17 protein-coding genes are annotated in these 16,477 nt (G+C 75.3%); 10 read left to right on the top strand and 7 right to left on the bottom strand.

The features are described 5' to 3' along the window. Positions 1-60 precede the first annotated feature (60 nt). From DT057_RS01215 to croR, 4 genes are all read right to left on the bottom strand, one after another. Positions 61-474 (bottom strand): DUF2141 domain-containing protein, encoded by a 414-nt coding sequence (locus DT057_RS01215; RefSeq protein ID WP_128560304.1) that lies wholly within the window; start codon positions 472-474, stop codon positions 61-63. Further along, positions 471-2,084 (bottom strand): phytoene desaturase family protein, encoded by a 1,614-nt coding sequence (gene crtI, locus DT057_RS01220; RefSeq protein WP_128560305.1) that lies wholly within the window; start codon positions 2,082-2,084, stop codon positions 471-473. Before crtI ends, DT057_RS01215 begins: the two co-directional genes overlap by 4 nt. 129 nt (positions 2,085-2,213) lie before the next feature. Next, positions 2,214-3,038 carry a TrmH family RNA methyltransferase gene (locus tag DT057_RS01225; protein ID WP_128560306.1) on the bottom strand — a complete coding sequence of 275 codons (825 nt, stop codon included), beginning with the start codon at positions 3,036-3,038 and terminating at the stop codon, positions 2,214-2,216. Between the two features lie 9 nt (positions 3,039-3,047). Beyond that, the gene (gene croR / locus DT057_RS01230) at positions 3,048-3,509 is read right to left on the bottom strand and encodes a 3-hydroxybutyryl-CoA dehydratase (protein ID WP_128560307.1); all 462 of its coding nucleotides are present in this window, start codon (positions 3,507-3,509) and stop codon (positions 3,048-3,050) included. A gap of 233 nt (positions 3,510-3,742) precedes the next feature. On the opposite strand from croR, the gene DT057_RS01235 reads away from it, so the two are divergent. The 5 genes from DT057_RS01235 (at position 3,743) to DT057_RS01255 (ending at position 7,986) form a co-directional block, all read left to right on the top strand. Then, positions 3,743-4,348 (top strand): cation efflux transmembrane domain-containing protein, encoded by a 606-nt coding sequence (locus DT057_RS01235; protein ID WP_128560308.1) that lies wholly within the window; start codon positions 3,743-3,745, stop codon positions 4,346-4,348. Positions 4,349-4,356: 8 nt separating this feature from the next. Then, positions 4,357-5,202, top strand: a complete 846-nt coding sequence (locus tag DT057_RS01240; RefSeq protein ID WP_128560309.1) for a metallophosphoesterase — start codon at positions 4,357-4,359, stop codon at positions 5,200-5,202. A gap of 183 nt (positions 5,203-5,385) precedes the next feature. Continuing rightward, on the top strand, positions 5,386-5,607 hold the full coding sequence (locus tag DT057_RS01245; protein ID WP_128560310.1) for a hypothetical protein: 222 nt from the start codon (positions 5,386-5,388) through the stop codon (positions 5,605-5,607). Positions 5,608-5,743: 136 nt separating this feature from the next. Next, positions 5,744-6,424 carry a GntR family transcriptional regulator gene (locus tag DT057_RS01250; protein WP_238312985.1) on the top strand — a complete coding sequence of 227 codons (681 nt, stop codon included), beginning with the start codon at positions 5,744-5,746 and terminating at the stop codon, positions 6,422-6,424. A 197-nt stretch (positions 6,425-6,621) separates the two neighbouring features. Next, entirely contained in the window at positions 6,622-7,986 is a 1,365-nt protein-coding gene (locus DT057_RS01255) for a dicarboxylate/amino acid:cation symporter (protein ID WP_128560312.1), read from the top strand. Between the two features lie 85 nt (positions 7,987-8,071). Here DT057_RS01255 and DT057_RS01260 read toward each other — a convergent pair whose 3' ends face one another. Beyond that, positions 8,072-8,812 (bottom strand): molybdate ABC transporter substrate-binding protein, encoded by a 741-nt coding sequence (locus DT057_RS01260; protein ID WP_162501285.1) that lies wholly within the window; start codon positions 8,810-8,812, stop codon positions 8,072-8,074. A gap of 2 nt (positions 8,813-8,814) precedes the next feature. Continuing rightward, positions 8,815-9,192, bottom strand: coding sequence for a 4a-hydroxytetrahydrobiopterin dehydratase (locus DT057_RS01265; protein WP_128560313.1), 378 nt, complete (start codon positions 9,190-9,192; stop codon positions 8,815-8,817). Positions 9,193-9,448: 256 nt separating this feature from the next. On the opposite strand from DT057_RS01265, the gene DT057_RS01270 reads away from it, so the two are divergent. From DT057_RS01270 to DT057_RS01290, 5 genes are all read left to right on the top strand, one after another. Continuing rightward, entirely contained in the window at positions 9,449-10,444 is a 996-nt protein-coding gene (locus DT057_RS01270) for an ABC transporter substrate-binding protein (RefSeq protein WP_128560314.1), read from the top strand. A 108-nt stretch (positions 10,445-10,552) separates the two neighbouring features. Further along, the gene (locus tag DT057_RS01275; RefSeq protein WP_128560315.1) at positions 10,553-11,287 is read left to right on the top strand and encodes an ABC transporter permease; all 735 of its coding nucleotides are present in this window, start codon (positions 10,553-10,555) and stop codon (positions 11,285-11,287) included. Further along, positions 11,268-12,053 (top strand): ATP-binding cassette domain-containing protein, encoded by a 786-nt coding sequence (locus DT057_RS01280; protein ID WP_128560316.1) that lies wholly within the window; start codon positions 11,268-11,270, stop codon positions 12,051-12,053. The genes DT057_RS01275 and DT057_RS01280 overlap by 20 nt, the downstream gene beginning before the upstream one ends. A 128-nt stretch (positions 12,054-12,181) precedes the next feature. Further along, complete coding sequence (locus tag DT057_RS01285) at positions 12,182-13,408, top strand: MFS transporter (protein WP_128560317.1); 1,227 nt, start codon at positions 12,182-12,184, stop codon at positions 13,406-13,408. A gap of 436 nt (positions 13,409-13,844) precedes the next feature. Then, positions 13,845-14,123, top strand: a complete 279-nt coding sequence (locus DT057_RS01290; RefSeq protein WP_128560318.1) for a hypothetical protein — start codon at positions 13,845-13,847, stop codon at positions 14,121-14,123. 172 nt (positions 14,124-14,295) lie between these two features. Here DT057_RS01290 and DT057_RS01295 read toward each other — a convergent pair whose 3' ends face one another. Then, the gene (locus tag DT057_RS01295) at positions 14,296-15,996 is read right to left on the bottom strand and encodes an MFS transporter (protein WP_128560319.1); all 1,701 of its coding nucleotides are present in this window, start codon (positions 15,994-15,996) and stop codon (positions 14,296-14,298) included. Positions 15,997-16,477 lie beyond the last annotated feature (481 nt).

Genomic DNA, 16,477 nt, shown 5'->3' on the forward strand with positions numbered 1-16,477 from the left:
CCCCGCCGCAGGAGTCCCCGCCGCAGGAGAGCCCGGGGGCCGCCGGGCCGGGCCCGGCGCTCACCGGGCCGGCAGCGCGCGCGAGAGCCGGACCCGCGCCGACGTCCCCGGCTCGCCGACCCGGAAGGCGGCGGCGGCGAAGTCGGGGCGGCCGCGCCGGCCGGCCCCGTTCGAGAAGCCGTAGGGCTCGGTCGGCAGGCCGAGGGGCGTGCGGCCGAGGCGGCCGTCGCCGTCGAGGTCCTGGTAGGCCGCCACCGCGTAGGTGCCGGGGGGGACCTGCGCGAAGGCGAAGCGCAGGCTCTCCCCGGCGGCCGGGCCGCTCTGCCCGATGCGGCAGGCCTCCTCCGCCAGGGATCCGGTGCAGAGTGCGACGTAGACGCGGCCGGCCCCCGCCTGCACGCCCGCGACGTCCACCGTGACGGAGGCCGCCGCCGCCGGGCCCGCGAGGGCGAGGAGCGCGAGGGCGGTCCTCACGACGCTTCCCCGAGGGGGCCGGCCTCGCCGAGGGTGCGGGATTCGGAGCGGGCCCGGGCCTCCGAGAGGGCGTGGTCCGGCTCCGCCGCCGCCCGGGGCCGGCGGGCGAGGTCCTCGATCATCAGGCGCGCGGTGATGCGGGCGCCCTCGTAGATCACCGGCAGCCCGGAGCCCGGATGGGTCCCGCCGCCGACGAGGTAGAGCCCCGGGCCGAACCGGTTATGGGGCCGGAAGTAGAGCATCTGCCCGAGGTCGTGCGAGAGGTTGAAGGTGGCGCCCTCGTGGACCGAGAACTCGTCGCGCCAGTGGGTCGGGTCGACGATGCGCTCGTAGCGGATGCGCGACGCGATGTCGGTGAGCCCGAGGGCCTTCAGGCGCTCCAGCACCAGGGCGCGGAAGGAGGGGCCGACCGCCGCCCAGTCGATGCCGGCGCGCAGGTTCGGCACCGGCACCAGCACGTAGAGGCTGGTGTGGCCGGGGGGCGCCATGCCGCCGTCCGTGTAGCCGGCGTGCTGGACGTAGAGCGAGGGCTGCATCGGCAGGATGCCCTCCGACACCTCCCGGATGTTGCGCCGGTAATCGTCGGCGAGCAGGATGGTGTGGTGGCCGAGCGCCTCGGGCATCCGCCCCTCGATGCCGAGGTAGAGCATGAAGGTCGAGCAGGAGAGCCGGGCCTTGGCGACCTTCTGGTCGCGCCAGCGCGGCCGGTGCCGCTCGGGCACGATCTCCGGCACCACCTTGGCGAAGTCGCCGTTGATCACGACCGCGTCGGCGTCGAGGCGCTCGCCCCCGACCTCGACGCCCACGGCGCGGGTCCCCTCGAACCGCACCCGGTCGACGCTGGTGCCGAGGCGGATGTCGACGCCGAGGCGGCGGGCGAGGCCCGCCATCGCCTCCGAGACGGCGCCGCAGCCGCCGACCGGGTGGTAGACCCCGTGCTCGTACTCGAGGAAGCTCAGGATGGTGAACAGGCTCGGGCACCGGAACGGCGACATGCCGAGGTACTTGGTCTGGAACGAGAAGGCGAGCCGCACCCGCGGGTCCTTGAAGTAGCGCTTCAGGTCGCGGTCGACGGTGGCGTGCGGGCGCAGGAGCGGCAGGGCGGCGAGCATCGCCGGGGAGGCGAGGCTGCGCAGGGAATCGAAGGCCTGCTGCAGCACCGGCGTGAAGGCCGCGAGCTTGGCGCGGTTGTCGGCGAGGAAGCGGCCGACGTGGCGGGCGTCCTCCGGCGCGATGCGGGCGATCTCGGCCTCCAGGCGCGCGACGTCCGGCGTCGCCCGGATCTCGCCGCCGCCCTCGAAGACGATGTGGTACTGCGGGTCGAGCCGCTCCAGGACGAGGTGGTCCTCCAGGCGCTCGCCGCAGGACTCGAAGATGTCGGCCAGGATGCGGGGATAGAGGAAGAAGGTCGGCCCGATGTCGAAGCGGTAGCCGCCCGGCGCCGTCACCGTGCGGGTGCGGCCGCCGACCTGCTCCTCCTTCTCGATCACGGTGACCTGGACGCCCTCGCGCGCCAGGAGCAACGCCACCGCGAGCCCCCCCGGCCCGGCCCCGACCACGACCGCACGGCGTCCCGACAGGGTGCGGTATCCATCCCGCGGCTGCAACAACGCTTCAACTCCCGACAAAGCGCGTGACCGGACGCGAGCCCGGCCCGTCCCCAACGGCCTAGTTTTGGTGCGGGGGGGCCGGCCGGCAATTGCCGCTCTTTGTCGCGCGGGGGTGCGCCGGCGGGCCGCTCATGACGCCGACGGGCGCGCCGGCCCCCCGGAGAGGCGCGCGCCCGCGAGCCGGTGCAGCGCCACCGCCCCCGCCGCCGCGACGTTGAGCGAATCGACCCCGGGCGCCATCGGGATGCCGACCCGGCGGGCCCGGGCCATCAGGGCCTCGGGCAGGCCGGTCCCCTCGCTGCCGAGGAGCAGGAGGGCGCGGGGCAGGGGCGGCAGGGACGCGATGTCGTCGCCCCCGGGCGTGAGCGCGACCGGCGCGAGGGCGTGGCGCGCGCAGAGGTCCAGGAGCGCGGCGCCGGTCGCCGCGCGCCCGAACGGCACGGTGAGGCACGTGCCGGCCGAGACCCGGATCGCCTTGCGGTAGAGGGGGTCGCAGGTCGCGCCGTCGAGCAGCACGGCGTCCGCCCCGAACGCGGCGGCGTTGCGGAAGAGGCCCCCGACGTTGTCGTGGTTGGCCAGGCCGACGAGGCCGAGGAGCAGGGCCGGGCCGGGCGGCACCAGGGCGTCGGGGTCGGGATCCGCTCCCCGGATGCCGATCCCCAGGACCCCGCGGTGGATGGGGAAGCCCGCGACCGCGCCCATCACGGCCCGGGGCGCGACGTAGACCGGGGCCGCGAGGCCCTCGAGCGCCGGCGCCAGCCCGGGCAGGCGCTCGGGGGAGACGAGCACGGACTCGATCCCGAAGCGCGACCGGCCGGAGAGGAGCACCCGCAGCACCACCTCGCCCTCGGCCACGAAGCGGCCGCGCCGCCCGACGAGGTCGCGCTCGCGCATCGCCGCGTAGGGCGCGAGGCGGGGGTCGCCGGGATCGTCGATGGCGACGGGGGCGGCCACCGGGCCCGCTCAGCCCTTGCGGGCGCCGAGGGGATCGGCCTCCTGCCGGGTCGGCACCTTCACCAGCGCCTCGCCGTCGAGCACCGTCTCGCCGCCGACCGCGCAGGTGCAGATCAGCCGGGCGCGGCGGCGCTCGGGCACGAGCTCGGCCACCTCCACGGTGACGTCGACGGTGTCGCCGATCCGCACCGGCGCGCGGAAGTTCAGGCTCTGGCTGATGTAGACCGCGCCCGGGCCGGGCAGGCGGGTGCCGAGCACCGCCGAGATCAGGCCCGCCGTGTAGAGCCCGTGGGCGATGCGGGTGCCGAAGGGGGTGCGGGCGGCGAAGTGCTCGGAGAGGTGGATCGGGTTGCGGTCGCCGGTGATCTCCGCGAAGCCGACCACGTCCGACGAGGCGATGGTCTTCGACAGCGTCTCGGACATGCCGACGCTCAGGTCCTCGAAGTACAGCACGCGCAGCTCTGGCATCATCGGCGTGTCCCCCTCACGGTCGACGGCGACCGGCCGGCCCGGGTTCGCACGGGAGCGGGGTCGGAATCCAGTGGCGAAAAGGCCGGGTCCGACCGACCGGACGCCCGGCCTCGTCCCGTCTCGTGCTTGGCCTCGTGCTTGGCCCCGTCCCTGGCCTCGTGCTTGGCCTCGTCCCTGGCCTCCCGGCCGCAACCGGGGCATAGACGGGCCCGGACCCCGACGCGAGGCGCCCGTTGCATCCGCCCGATCCCGACCCGGCCCTCCGCCGCGCCGTGCGCGCCGTCGCCCTGCTCAACCTCGGCTATTTCGGGATCGAGGCGTCGGTGGCCCTGGCGATCGGCTCCGTCGCCCTCGTGGCCGACAGCGTGGACTTCCTCGAGGACGCGGCGATCAACCTGCTGATCCTGGCGGGCCTCGGCTGGCGGCCGGCGGCCCGCGCCCGGCTCGGCGCCGCGATGGCCGGCATCCTGCTGGTGCCGGGCCTCGCCGCGCTCTGGACCGCCTGGGACAAGCTCGGCGCCTTCGTGGCCCCGGCGCCGGTGCCCCTGACCCTCACGGGGCTCGGGGCGCTCGCCGTCAACCTGGCCTGCGCGCTGATCCTCGCCCGCCACCGCGGCGGCAGCGGCAGCCTGACCCGGGCGGCCTTCCTGTCGGCCCGCAACGACGCCTTCGCCAACGTGGCCATCGTGGCGGCGGGGCTCGCCACGGCGGCGACGGCCTCGCCCTGGCCCGACCTCGCGGTCGGCCTCGGCATCGCCGCGCTCAACGCCGACGCCGCCCGCGAGATCTGGCAGGCCGCCGCCGCCGAGCGCCGGGCCGCGCGGGCGGCCGGGCCCTGAGGGCCGCCGTGCGGCTGTTCCCGATCTCCGACCTCCACCTCGAGCGGCGCGCCCTCGCGGCGGTCCCGCCGCCCGCGGCTGCCTTCGACGTCCTCGTCTGCGCCGGCGACGTCTGGGAGGGCGAGCCGGAGCGGGGGTTGGCGGCGCTCCTGCGGCTCGCGGGCGAGCGGCCGGTGATCCTCGTGCCGGGCAACCACGAGCGCTACGCCCCGGCGGGCGATCCCCGCACGGCCCCGGACCTCCTGGCGGCCCTGGCGGCCGAGGCGGCGCGGATCAACCGCCGGGCCGGGCGCGAGCGCGTCGCCCTCCTCGGCGAGGGGGCCGCCCGGGTGATCGCCGGCGTGCGCTTCGTCGGCGCGACGCTGTGGAGCGACTGGTCGCTCGCCGGGCGCTGGCTCCCGGCCGACGCGCCGGGCCGGCCGGAGGACCCGGTCGCCGACGCGGCGGCCCGCATGACCGACCCGGCCACCGGCTCGCGGGAGTACCGGGCGATCCGGCAGGCCGACGGGCGCCCCTGGACCCCCGCCGCCGCCATGGCGGCCCACGCGGCGGACCGCGCCCGCCTCGCCGCGTCCCTGGCCCGGCTCCATCCCGGCCCGACCGTGGCGGTCACCCACCACCCGCCCGTCGCCGAGGCGGCCGACGCCTTCCGGGACGCGCCGGGGGTGCCCTGGTGGGTGCCGGCCTTCTACGCCACCACGATGCTCGCCGACCTGCCCCCGGGCGACCGGCCGGACCTGTGGATCTCCGGGCACTTCCACGCCGGCCACGACCGCGTGCTGCACGGCACGCGCTGCGTGGCGAACCCGGTCGAGGGCAGGACCTTCGACCCGGACCTCCGCCTCGCCGTGTGACGGCGCGCGCGGCGGGCCGGGCGCGCCGCGGCCCCCGCGGCGGGCGGGGGCTCTCGGGCGGGGGATCGCGGGATGCGGGCGAGGGAAGCGCGCGAGCCCCGCGGGCCGGGGTTGGCGCGCGGCCGGTGCGCCCCATGATGGGGCGGGGCGTCCTCGGAGGACCCGGGCGCGGGGATCGCGGCGATGGACGGCTTCCTGGCGGTCGTGCTGGTCTGCGCCGCGACGGTCCCGGTGCAGGACTGCACGGAGGCGACCGCCGCCGACGTGCGCAAGGTCCGGGTGGCGAACGAGATCGGCTGCGCCGTCGGCTGGCAGGAGATCGTCGCCCGCTCCGACCTGCGCGAGGGCCTCGGCCGCGCCGCCTACCTGAAGACCCTGTGCCGGCGGGTGCGGGCGGAGCCCTGAGGGCGCCGGCGCCGCCCGGACGGGCGGCTCTCGAGGCGCCGCCCGGACGGGCGGCCGGGAGAGCGTTGGCACGGCGCCTGCATGCCGGGAGACCTGCATACACGCCTTGTATGCAAGCGTGACGAGCGAGCGGGCCGTGGAGCCGGCGACAGCCACCATCGACCGCGTCGTCGTGGACGCGATCCTCTCCGGGCGCCTCGGCCCGGGAGCGCGCCTGGGCGAGCAGGACCTCGCCAGGCTGTTCTCGGTCTCGCGCACGGTCGCCCGCGAGGCGCTGATCCGCCTGGAGGCGCGCGGCATCGTGCAGGTGAGCCCGCGCCGCGGCTGGTTCGTGATCAAGCCCTCCTTCAAGGAGGCGCAGGAGGCCTTCCAGGCGCGCCGCGCCATCGAGGCGGGCATCCTCGCCACCGTCGACGCGGTCGGGCCCGAAATCGTCGGGGCCCTGCGGGACCACGTCGCGCGCGAGCGCGCCGCCATCGCGGCGGGGGATGCGGAGGCCCGCAGCTTCCTCCTCGGCGACTTCCACGTCTGCCTCGCGGAGGCGTTCGGCAACCGCATCCTGGCCGACATCCTGCGCGACCTCACCGCCCGCACGGTGCTGATCTCCGCGCTCTACCAGTCGGGCCACGACGCGACCGCGTCCTGCGACGAGCACGCGGCGATCACGGACCTGCTCGCGGCGGGCGACCTCGCGCGGGCGGCCGACCTGATGGTCGCGCATATCGGCCACGTCGAGGCGGGCCTGACGCGGGCCAAGGACGACGACCCGCTGCTCAACCTGCGCCGCGCGCTCCGGCTCCCGGACGAGGGGGCCTGACCGGGGACGCGAGAGGCCCCGGACCCGCCGCGAGAGCCCCTGCCGCCCGGCGAGGCACCGGGGCCGGGGAGACCGCCGGGGAATGCCGCCCAAGCCCGTCACCGCCTCGACCCCAGGAACAACCGCGTAGACCCCAAGAACAACCGCGTCGATCCCAACAAGAACCCCTCGACCCCAAGGACCAGGAGCGCGTGCCCATGTCAGCCTCGATCGCAGCCCCGGCGGCGTCCGCCAAAGCCCCGACCCCGCTCTACCGATCGCTCTTCGCGCAGGTCGTCGCCGCGCTGATCCTCGGGGTCGCCGTCGGCATGGCCGCCCCCGACTTCGCGCAGGGCCTGAAGGTGCTGAGCGACGCCTTCCTCAAGCTGATCTCGATGATCGTCGCGCCGATCGTGTTCTGCGTCGTCGTGCACGGCATCGCGGGCGCGGGCGACCTCAAGAAGGTCGGGCGCGTCGGCGTGAAGGCGCTCGTCTACTTCGAGGTGATGACGACCGTCGCCCTCGCGCTCGGGATCGTGCTGGCCTACCTCGCCGGGCCCGGGCACGGCATGCACATCGACACCGCGACGCTCGACGCCAAGGCGCTCGGCAGCTACGCCGACAACGCCCACAAGCTCCAGGGCGGCGGCCTCTCGGCCTTCCTCCTCAACATCATCCCGACGACCTCCTTCGACGCGCTCGCGCGCAACGACGTGCTGCAGGTGCTGTTCTTCGCGGTCCTGTTCGGGGTCGGCCTCGCCCTCGTCGGCGGCCCGGCGGGCGAGAAGGTCACCGGCCTGATCGAGGCGGTCTCGACCGTGCTGTTCAAGGTCATGGGGCTGATCGTGCGCGTCGCCCCCCTCGGCGTGCTCGGCGCGGTGGCCTACACGGTCGGCAAGTACGGGGTCGGCTCGCTCAAGCAGCTGCTCTCGCTCGTCATCCTCTACTACATCTCGGTCGCCCTGTTCGTGTTCGTCATCCTCGGCGCGGTGATGCGCCTGGCCGGCGTCAGCATCGTCAAGTTCATCGCCTACCTTCGCGAGGAATTGACCATCGTGCTCGGCACCGCCTCGTCGGATGCCGTGCTGCCGCAGATCATGCGCAAGCTGGAGTACCTCGGGGTGAAGAAGTCGACGGTCGGCCTCGTGGTGCCCACCGGCTACTCCTTCAACCTCGACGCCTTCTCGATCTACCTGACGCTCGCCGTCGTGTTCATCGCCCAGGCGACGGGCACGCCCCTGTCGCTCGGGGACCTGCTCCTCGTGCTCGGGGTCTCGCTGGTGACCTCGAAGGGGGCGCACGGCGTGCCGGGCTCGGCCATCGTCATCCTGGCGGCGACGCTGAACGCGGTGCCGTCGATCCCGGCGATCGGCCTCGTGCTGGTGCTCTCGGTCGACTGGTTCATCGGCATGGCCCGCGCCCTCGGCAACCTGATCGGCAACTGCGTGGCCACCGTGGTGGTGGCGGCCTGGGAGGGCGACCTCGACCGGGCACGCGCCCGGCAGGTCCTCGACAGCCCGGCGCCGGACATGACCCAGATCGCCGCCGAGGCCGACGCGAGCCCGGTCCCGCAGCCGGCGTGAGCGCGGCCGGGCCCGGCGGCCCGAGGCGCCCGCGGGGCCTCGCCGGAGCGCCCCGCGCGCCCGGCCCGGGACGCGCGGGGCGGCGTCAGCCGGCGGGCTCCGGCCGGAGGCCCCACGCCGCCAGCACCCCGGCCCGGTCCGGATGGGTGAGGTGGGCGACGAGGGCCTCCGCCTCCCGGGCGCGGGGCCCCGGGAGCAGGGCGGCCGCGAACACGGCCCGGCTCTGGGCCTCCTCCGGCAGGGGCGCGACGGGCCCGATCCCGGGGACGAACAGGAGCTCGCTCACCTGCTGGACCGCGTAGGCCGCCTCCCCGGAGACCACGCGCTCGGCGGTGAAGCCCGACGGCACGATCACCGCCTTGGCGTCGACCACGGCGCGCAGGGCGAGCCGGTCGAGGAGGGCGGCGAAGAACCGGCCGCTCGCCCCGCTGCGCGAGTAGGCGATGGAGGGCGCCGCGCGCAGGAAGCGGACGAGCGCCGGAAGGGAGCCGATCTCGGGCGCGGATCCGCCCGGGGCCGCCGCGATCCCGAGGGACGAGCGCACCAGCGGGCGGGGCGCGCCCCGCAGGAGGCCGCGGGCGTCGAGCTCCGCGGCGGCCTCCGCGGTGAGGAGCGCCAGGTCCGGCCGCTCGCCCGCGGCGATCCGCTCCATCAGGAGCGCCGTCGGGGCGAAGGCCACCGTCAGGACGAGGCCCGAGGCGGCCTCGAACGGGCCCCTCAGCGCCCCGACGACCCCCGCGAGCGCCAGCGTGGAGTGGACCGCGAGGCCGCCCGCGTCCCCCTCGCGGCGCCCGCGCTCCGCCGGCTCGTGCGCGCCGCCCGGCACCGCTACCGGTCGTGCTTGACGTAGGCGAAGCGCGGGTCGGACGGGGTGCCCTCGAGGGCGCCGCCCTCGAGGCCGGGCTGCCAGCCCACCACCTCCTCGATCTTGCGCGCCAGCGCCAGGTCCTTCTCGGTCAGGCCCTTGGCCGAGTGGGTGGTGAGGCGCACCTCGACCCAGGCGTAGGAGGCCGTGAGGTCGGGGTGGTGCCAGGCGGCCTCGGCGAGGTGCCCGACGGTGTTGATCACCATCAGGGTGCCCTTCCAGCCGTGGGTCTTGTAGGTGCGCTTGATCCAGCCGTCCTCGTAGTGCCAGGCGGGCAGATCGCGGGCGATGCGGTCGGCGATCTGACTGGGGTCCAGCAGCGGGTCCTTGGGGGTCGTCATCGCGTCCGTCTCCATCTGACCATAGTACAAGTGACCGCCAGGGCAGGGGTGCCCGATGGTGAGGCCGCCGGAGGGTGCGGCGTCGCGGGCGGGGGCGCAAGCGGTGGACGCGGCGGCCCGGCCCGCCTAACTGAGACGGGACGGCACGCCGCGGGCCGATGCGGCGGGCTCCGGGCCGGCAGCACCGGCAACACCGGCGCGGGCGCGCCGGCAACACCGGCGCAGGCGCGCCGGCAGGCAGGCAGGGAGGTGCGCCATGCTCTCACGGCGCGGGATGCTGGCGGCGGCCGGGCTCTGGCCGCTGTCTCTCGGCGCGGCCGGGGCGGGCGCGGCGGGCGAGGGCGCCGCCCTCCGGGTCGGGCTCCTGCCCTTCGGCACCGTCTCCTGGGAGGCGGCGGTGATCAAGGCGGGGGGACTCGACGCCGCGCAGGGCTTCTCCCTCGAGGGCGTGCGCCTCGCCGGAAGCGACGCCGCCCGCATCGCCTTCCAGGGCGAGCAGGTCGACACCATCGTGTCGGACCTGCTCTGGGCCGCCCGCCTGCGGGCCGAGGGGCGGCCCGTGAAGTTCCTGCCCTTCTCCTCGACCGAGGGCGCCCTGATGGTGGCCGGGGGCAGCGCCCTGACCCGGGTGGCCGACCTCGCGGGCAAGCGCATCGGGGTCGCGGGCGGCCCCCTCGACAAGAACTGGCTCCTCCTGCGGGCGCGGGCGCGCGACCGGGACGGGCTCGACCTGGAGCGCGAGGCGCGGCCCGCCTTCGGGGCCCCGCCGCTGCTGATGCAGAAGCTGGAGACGGGCGAGCTCGACGCCGCGCTCCTCTACTGGACGTTCTGCGCCCGCCTGGAGGCCAAGGGCTTCCGCCGCCTGATCGGGGCCGACGCGATCGCGGAGGCCTTCGGGGTCGCCGGCCCGATCGCGCTCCTCGGCTACGTCTTCGACGAGGACCTGCTGCGCCGCCGGCCCGGCGCCGTCGCGGCCTTCGCGCGGGCCTCCCGGAGCGCCAAGGACAGGCTCGCCGCGGAGGCCGCCGCCTGGGCGCCCGTGCGGCCGCTGATGGCGGCGGAGGACGAGGCGACGTTCGCGGTGCTCAAGCGGGAGTTCCTGGCCGGCATCCCGCGCCGCCCGGTCGCGGTCGAGCGCGCCGACGCCGAGCGCCTCTACGCGGTGCTGGCGCGGCTCGGCGGCGAGCGCCTCGTGGGCAGCGCCGCGGCGCTGCCGGCCGGGCTGTACTGGGACGGCGCGGCGAATGGCTGAGGCGCCCCCGCCGCGCGGGCCCGTGCGGCGGGCGGGGCCCGCGCGGCGGGCGGGGCTCGTCCCGGTGGGCCTTGCCGGTCACCCTGCCGCCGCCCGCCCCCGCCCCGCATGGCGGTAGCCGCCCGCCTCCTGTCCGGCCTCGCGCTGCTGGCGGCCTGGTGGCTGGCGAGCCGCTTCACCGACGTCCGCACCCTGCCGACGCCGGAGGCCGTGGCGGCGTTCATCCTGCGCGAGGCGCGCTCCGGCGACCTGCTCGCCAACGTGGGCATCACGCTCTGGCGCGTCGCCGCCTCGTTCTGCCTCGCCATGGCGACCGGGGCCGTGCTCGGCATCGTGCTCGGCCGCTCGCGGGCGGCCGACCGGGCGCTCGACACGCCGCTCCTCGTGCTCCTCAACACCCCGGCCCTCGTGATCACGGTGCTGGCCTACATCTGGCTCGGCCTGACCGAGACCGCCGCGATCCTGGCGGTCGCCCTCAACAAGATGCCGAACGTCGCGGTGATCCTGCGGGAGGGCGCCCGGGGCCTCGACCCGGGCCTGGAGGAGATGGCGCGGGCCTTCCGGTACGACCGCCGCACCTGGATGCGCCACGTGCTGCTGCCGCAGCTCGAGCCCTTCGCGGTGGCGGCCGCCCGGTCGGGGCTGTCGCTCGCCTGGAAGATCGTGCTGGTGGTCGAGCTGCTCGGGCGCCCGAACGGCGTCGGCTACGCCATCTCGTACTACTTCCAGCTCTTCGACGTCGCGGCGCTCCTCGGCTACAGCCTCGTGTTCAGCGCCGTGATGCTGGCCGTGGACGCGCTCGTGCTCCAGCCCCTCGACGCCCATGTCCGCCGCTGGCGCTGAGCCCGACGCTGGCGCTGAGCCCGGCGCCGCGGCCCGGGCCGCCGTCGCGCTGTCGGTCGCGATCCGGCGCAAGGCCTACGGCTCGGCCCGGGCCGCGACCGTCGAGGCGGTGCGCGACCTCAGCTTCACGGTCCGCTCCGGCGAGACCGTCTGCCTGATCGGCCCCTCTGGGGCGGGCAAGACCACGACCCTGCGCATCCTGCTCGGCCTCGACCGCGATTTCGAGGGCAGCGTCGTGCCCGATCCGGCCTCCCTGCGGGTCGGCATGGTGTTCCAGGAGCCGCGGCTCCTGCCCTGGCGCACCGTGGAGGAGAACGTGCGCCTGTCCCTGCCGCGGGCCGAGCGCCGCGCCGCCCTCGACGTCCTGTTCGAGGAGCTCGGCCTCGCGCCCTGGCGGCGGCACTACCCGGGGGCCCTGTCCCTCGGCATGGCCCGCCGGGTGGCGCTGGCGCGCGCGCTCGCGGTCGCGCCGACCCTGCTCGTGCTCGACGAGCCCTTCGTGTCCCTCGACGACGCCGCGGCGGCCTCGCTGCGGGCCCTGGTCTTCGGGGCGGCGCGGGCCCGGCGGGCGGCGGTGCTGATGGTGACCCACAACGTCCCGGAGGCGCTCGAGGTCGCCGACCGGCTGCTGCTGCTCTCCGGCCGGCCCGCCACCCTGGTGGCCGAGGTGCCGCTGGCGACGCCGCGGGCCGCCCGCGACCGGGCCTGGAGCGAGGCCCTGCGCGGCGACCTCGCGGCCCGCTACCCGGCCACCGTCGCGGGTTAGACCGGCCCCCCGCGTCCCGGCCGGCGACGCCGCGCCGCGCCGGGGAGGGTTGCGCCCCGGCCGCTACCGTCCCGGTGGCGCGGCTGCTAGAGCCGGCCAAAAGCGAACGCATCGAGGAAACCCCGCCCGTGCCCCTCCCTCTGCCCGCCGACGGGCCGGATTCCGCCGCCGCGTGGCGGCGCCTCGTCGTCTCCGTCCTGCTCACCACCATCGGGGGCGTCGGCATGTGGTCGGTGGTCGTGGTGCTGCCGGCCGTGCAGGCGGAGTTCGGCGCCGCCCGCGGGGCCGCCGCGCTGCCCTACACCCTCACCATGGTGGGCTTCGCCTTCGGGGGCGTGCTGATGGGGCGGCTCGCCGACCGCTTCGGCATCGTGGCGCCCCTCGTGCTCGGCGGCCTCTGCCTCGTGCTCGGCTACGGCGCGACGGCCCTCGCCGGGAGCCTGTGGCAGTTCGCCCTCGCGCACGGGCTCCTGATCGGGATGCTCGGCAGCGCGGCGGCCTTCGGGCCCCTGATGGCCGACATCTCGCTCTGGTTCGAGCGCCGGCGCGGCATCGCGGTCTCGCTCTGCGCCTCCGGCAACTACCTCGCGGGTACGCTCTGGCCGCCGCTCGTGCAGCGCGCCATCGAGGCCTACGGCTGGCGCGCCACGCAGGCGGGCATCGGCCTGTTCTGCGTCGCCACCATGCTGCCGCTGGCGCTGCTGATGCGGCGGCGCCCGCCGCAGGCCGCCGGGGCTGCCGCCGCGGGCCGGCCGGGCGGCGCGGCCCTCGGCCTGTCGCCGGGCCTCCTGCAGGGCCTGCTCGTCCTCGCCGGGCTCGCCTGCTGCGTCGCCATGGCGATGCCCCAGGTCCACATCGTGGCCTATTGCGGCGACCTCGGCTACGGCGTGGCGCGGGGCGCCGAGATGCTGTCGCTGATGCTCGGCTTCGGCATCGTCAGCCGCGTGGCCTCGGGCTTCCTCGCCGACCGGATCGGCGGCCTCGCCACGCTCCTCGCCGGCTCCGTGCTCCAGGGGGTGGCGCTGCTCCTCTACCTGATCTTCGACGGGCTGACCTCGCTCTACGTGATCTCGGCCCTGTTCGGCCTGTTCCAGGGCGGCATCGTGCCGGCCTACGCCATCATCGTGCGCGAGCTCTTCCCCGCGCACGAGGCCGGGGCACGGGTCGGGATCGTCATCATGGCGACCCTGTTCGGGATGGCGCTCGGCGGCTGGCTCTCGGGCGTGATCTTCGACCTCGCCGGCTCCTACTCCGCCGCCTTCGCCAACGGCCTGCTGTGGAACCTCCTCAACGTCTCGATCACCCTCTGGCTGGTCCAGCGCTTCGCCGCGCGCCGGAGCCTCGCGGCGGCCTGAGCGGCCCCGCGGCCGCGGGCCAGGACGCCGGGCGCGCGCGGACGAAGGTTGAGCCCGTGCCCCCCGCAGGTCGGCGGCCGCTCCCGCCAAGCGGGCACCGTCACGGGCAAGCTTCGCCGCCCCGCAGGGCCTCCTCTGCTTGGCCGATCGACGAAATGCCCCAGAGGCAGGGAACCTGCGGACTGGACGCCAGTTGACCGACGATCATCAGCTCCGTCCGAGCTGGAATCGCCCGGGGAAGACCCCGCAACGGCCCGGCGCCGATGTGCGGGATGTCACCTCGCTGTTGCCCGCGCGTGTTTACCGTTTTCGCAACGGACACGCCTGTGGGGCGCAACTCTTCGGGCGCTCGCGACTTATCCATGGCAAGAGAGCGACGCCGGGCTCCGTTCCCCGGCCTTTCCCGCTCGACGGTCAACGAACAGGAATTCCGATCATGCGTGCGCGACCCGGCGCCCGGCTGCCTCTGCTCGCCCTTCTGGCCCTCGCGGCCGGCCTGACGCTCGCGGGCGGCGCCCAGAATCCGGCGGCGGCGGCCCCCGCGGTGGACAAGGCGCCCGCCAAGACGTCGGGCCGCGCGCCCGCCCGGGACGTCACCACGACGGCCTCGGCCACCGCCGAGGACGCCGACGACGCCAACTGCACCACCTCGCGCAAGCGGCTCTGGCTCGACGGCGAGGGCTGGATCGTCCGCCGCGTGACCACCTGCCGCTGACGCGGCGCCCCCCACGCCATCGCCCTGACGCAACAAGAGGGCCGGCTCCCCGGGGAGCCGGCCCTCTTGTTGCGTCGTCGCGGGGTGCGTCGTCGCGGCGGCGGCCCCCCGCGGGAACGGGGGGCCGCGCTCCGGCGGCTCCCCCGGCGGGCGGGGGGAGCCGCCCGTCCGTTCAGCGCGCGACCTCGCCCTCGTCGCTGAAGATGTCCCGGTCCTTGGTCTCGGGCACGAACAGGAGCCCGATCACGAAGGTCATCAGCGCGATCACGATCGGGTACCAGAGGCCGTAGTAGATGTCGCCGGTCTGGGCCACCATCGCGAAGGCGGTGGCCGGCAGGAGGCCGCCGAACCAGCCGTTGCCGATGTGGTAGGGCAGGGACATCGAGGTGTAGCGGATGCGGGTCGGGAAGAGCTCGACCAGGGCGGCGGCGATCGGCCCGTACACCATCGTGACGAAGAGCACGAGGACGAACAGGAGCCCGACCACGCCCGCGACCTGCGGCCGGAAGATGTCGAAGGGATGGGACATCTTCACGATCTGGGCGTCGCCGCCCTTCGGGTAGCCGGCGCCCTGGAGGGCGGCGGTGGCGGCCTTGTTGAAGTCGGCCGCCGGTGTGCCCTGCGCGAAGGGCACGTCGGTGCCGTTGACCCGCACCACGGTCGGCTGGCCCGCCGGGCCCGTCTCGGTCGCGTACTTCACCGAGGACTTCGCCAGGAAGTCGCGGGCGAGGTCGCACGGCGCCGTGAACACCCGGGTGCCGATGGGGTTGAACAGGTTGCCGCACTCCTTGGGGTCGGCCACCACCGTGACCTTCACGGACTCGATGGCCTTCTCGAGGTTCGGGTTCGCCAGGGTGGTGATCTGCTTGAAGACCGGGAAGAAGCTGAGCGCCGCGATCAGGCAGCCGGCCAGGATGATGGGCTTGCGGCCGATCTTGTCCGAGAGCCAGCCGAAGACCACGAAGAAGCCGGTCCCGAGCAGCAGCGACCAGGCGATCAGGAGGTTGGCGGTGTAGCCGTCGACCTTCAGGATCGATTGCAGGAAGAACAGCGCGTAGAACTGGCCGGTGTACCAGACCACGCCCTGGCCGGCGACGAGGCCCATGAGGGCGATGAGGGCGATCTTGGCGTTGCGCCACTGGCCGAAGGCCTCGGTGAGGGGGGCCTTCGAGGTCTTGCCCTCGTCCTTCATGCGCTGGAAGGCCGGGGATTCGCTGAGCTGCATCCGGATCCAGACCGAGACGCCGAGGAGCAGCACCGAGACCAGGAACGGGATGCGCCAGCCCCACTCGGCGAAGGCCGCCTCGCCCGTGAAGGTGCGCACCGCCAGGATCACGATGAGCGACAGGAACAGGCCGAGCGTCGCCGTGGTCTGGATCCAGCTCGTGTAGAAGCCGCGGCGTCCCTGCGGCGCGTGCTCGGCCACGTAGGTGGCGGCCCCGCCGTACTCGCCGCCGAGGGCGAGCCCCTGGGCCAGCCGCAGGACGATCAGGATGATCGGCGCCGCGATGCCGATGCTGGCGGCCCCGGGCAGGATGCCGACGATGAAGGTCGACAGGCCCATGATCAGGATCGTGACCAGGAAGGTGTACTTGCGCCCGACGATGTCGCCGACCCGCCCGAAGACCAGCGCGCCGAAGGGCCGGACCAGGAAGCCCGCCGCGAAGGCCAGGAGCGCGAAGATGTCCCGCGTCGCCGGCGGGTAGGACGAGAAGAACTGGGCGCCGATGATGCCCGCGAGGGAGCCGTAGAGGTAGAAGTCGTACCACTCGAAGACGGTGCCGAGGGAGGAGGCGAGGATGACCCGCCTCTCCTCCCGGGTCATCGGGCGCGCGGGGTCGCTCGCGTGCCCGAGTGCGGTCGCTGTTGCCATGGGGTTTCCTCCTTCTCGCGCGGGCCTTGTGATCCGCACGGCCTTGTCTCGCCGTGTCGGACCGGGCGGCGGCCCGCCGCCGCCTCGCGGATCCCGTGCACGCGGCAGGGACCGGCGCCCGGGTGGCGACGCCATCGGGCACCGGGCCGCGGTGACGCCCCGATGGTTAAGCCAGGGCGGGCATCCGGCCCAATCGACAATTCGTCGTGAGACTTAGGTCGTGAGACTTCCGTAGGCCCCCGGCCGCCCGGCGCGGCCGGGGGCCCGCCGGGCGGCGGGCGGCCTGCGCACTCTGCCACGGCTGGCGCCGGGCGGGCCGGCGGAACGAGGATGGGGACCGGGCGTTTGACGAGCGCAGCGCCGGCCGAGGGACACGAAACGCATGCGTCGCGACCTGTTCGGGCTCGGGCTCGCCGCCGTCCTGGCGGGCGCCGGCGCCGGCGCGGAGGCCCGGCCGGCCGGCGGGCCGGGCGGCCCGCAC

The sequence above is a fragment of the Methylobacterium crusticola genome (assembly GCF_003574465.1).
GTDB lineage: Bacteria > Pseudomonadota > Alphaproteobacteria > Rhizobiales > Beijerinckiaceae > Methylobacterium > Methylobacterium crusticola.

Coding starts and splice junctions, on each gene's coding strand:
- DT057_RS01255 (WP_128560312.1), top strand. CDS start 6,622: ATGTCAGCCTCGATCGCAGCCCCGGCGGCGTCCGCCAAAGCCCCGACC.
- DT057_RS01280 (WP_128560316.1), top strand. CDS start 11,268: ATGTCCGCCGCTGGCGCTGAGCCCGACGCTGGCGCTGAGCCCGGCGCC.
- DT057_RS01290 (WP_128560318.1), top strand. CDS start 13,845: ATGCGTGCGCGACCCGGCGCCCGGCTGCCTCTGCTCGCCCTTCTGGCC.
- DT057_RS01265 (WP_128560313.1), bottom strand. CDS start 9,192: ATGACGACCCCCAAGGACCCGCTGCTGGACCCCAGTCAGATCGCCGAC.
- croR (WP_128560307.1), bottom strand. CDS start 3,509: ATGATGCCAGAGCTGCGCGTGCTGTACTTCGAGGACCTGAGCGTCGGC.
- DT057_RS01295 (WP_128560319.1), bottom strand. CDS start 15,996: ATGGCAACAGCGACCGCACTCGGGCACGCGAGCGACCCCGCGCGCCCG.
- DT057_RS01275 (WP_128560315.1), top strand. CDS start 10,553: ATGGCGGTAGCCGCCCGCCTCCTGTCCGGCCTCGCGCTGCTGGCGGCC.
- DT057_RS01270 (WP_128560314.1), top strand. CDS start 9,449: ATGCTCTCACGGCGCGGGATGCTGGCGGCGGCCGGGCTCTGGCCGCTG.
- DT057_RS01245 (WP_128560310.1), top strand. CDS start 5,386: ATGGACGGCTTCCTGGCGGTCGTGCTGGTCTGCGCCGCGACGGTCCCG.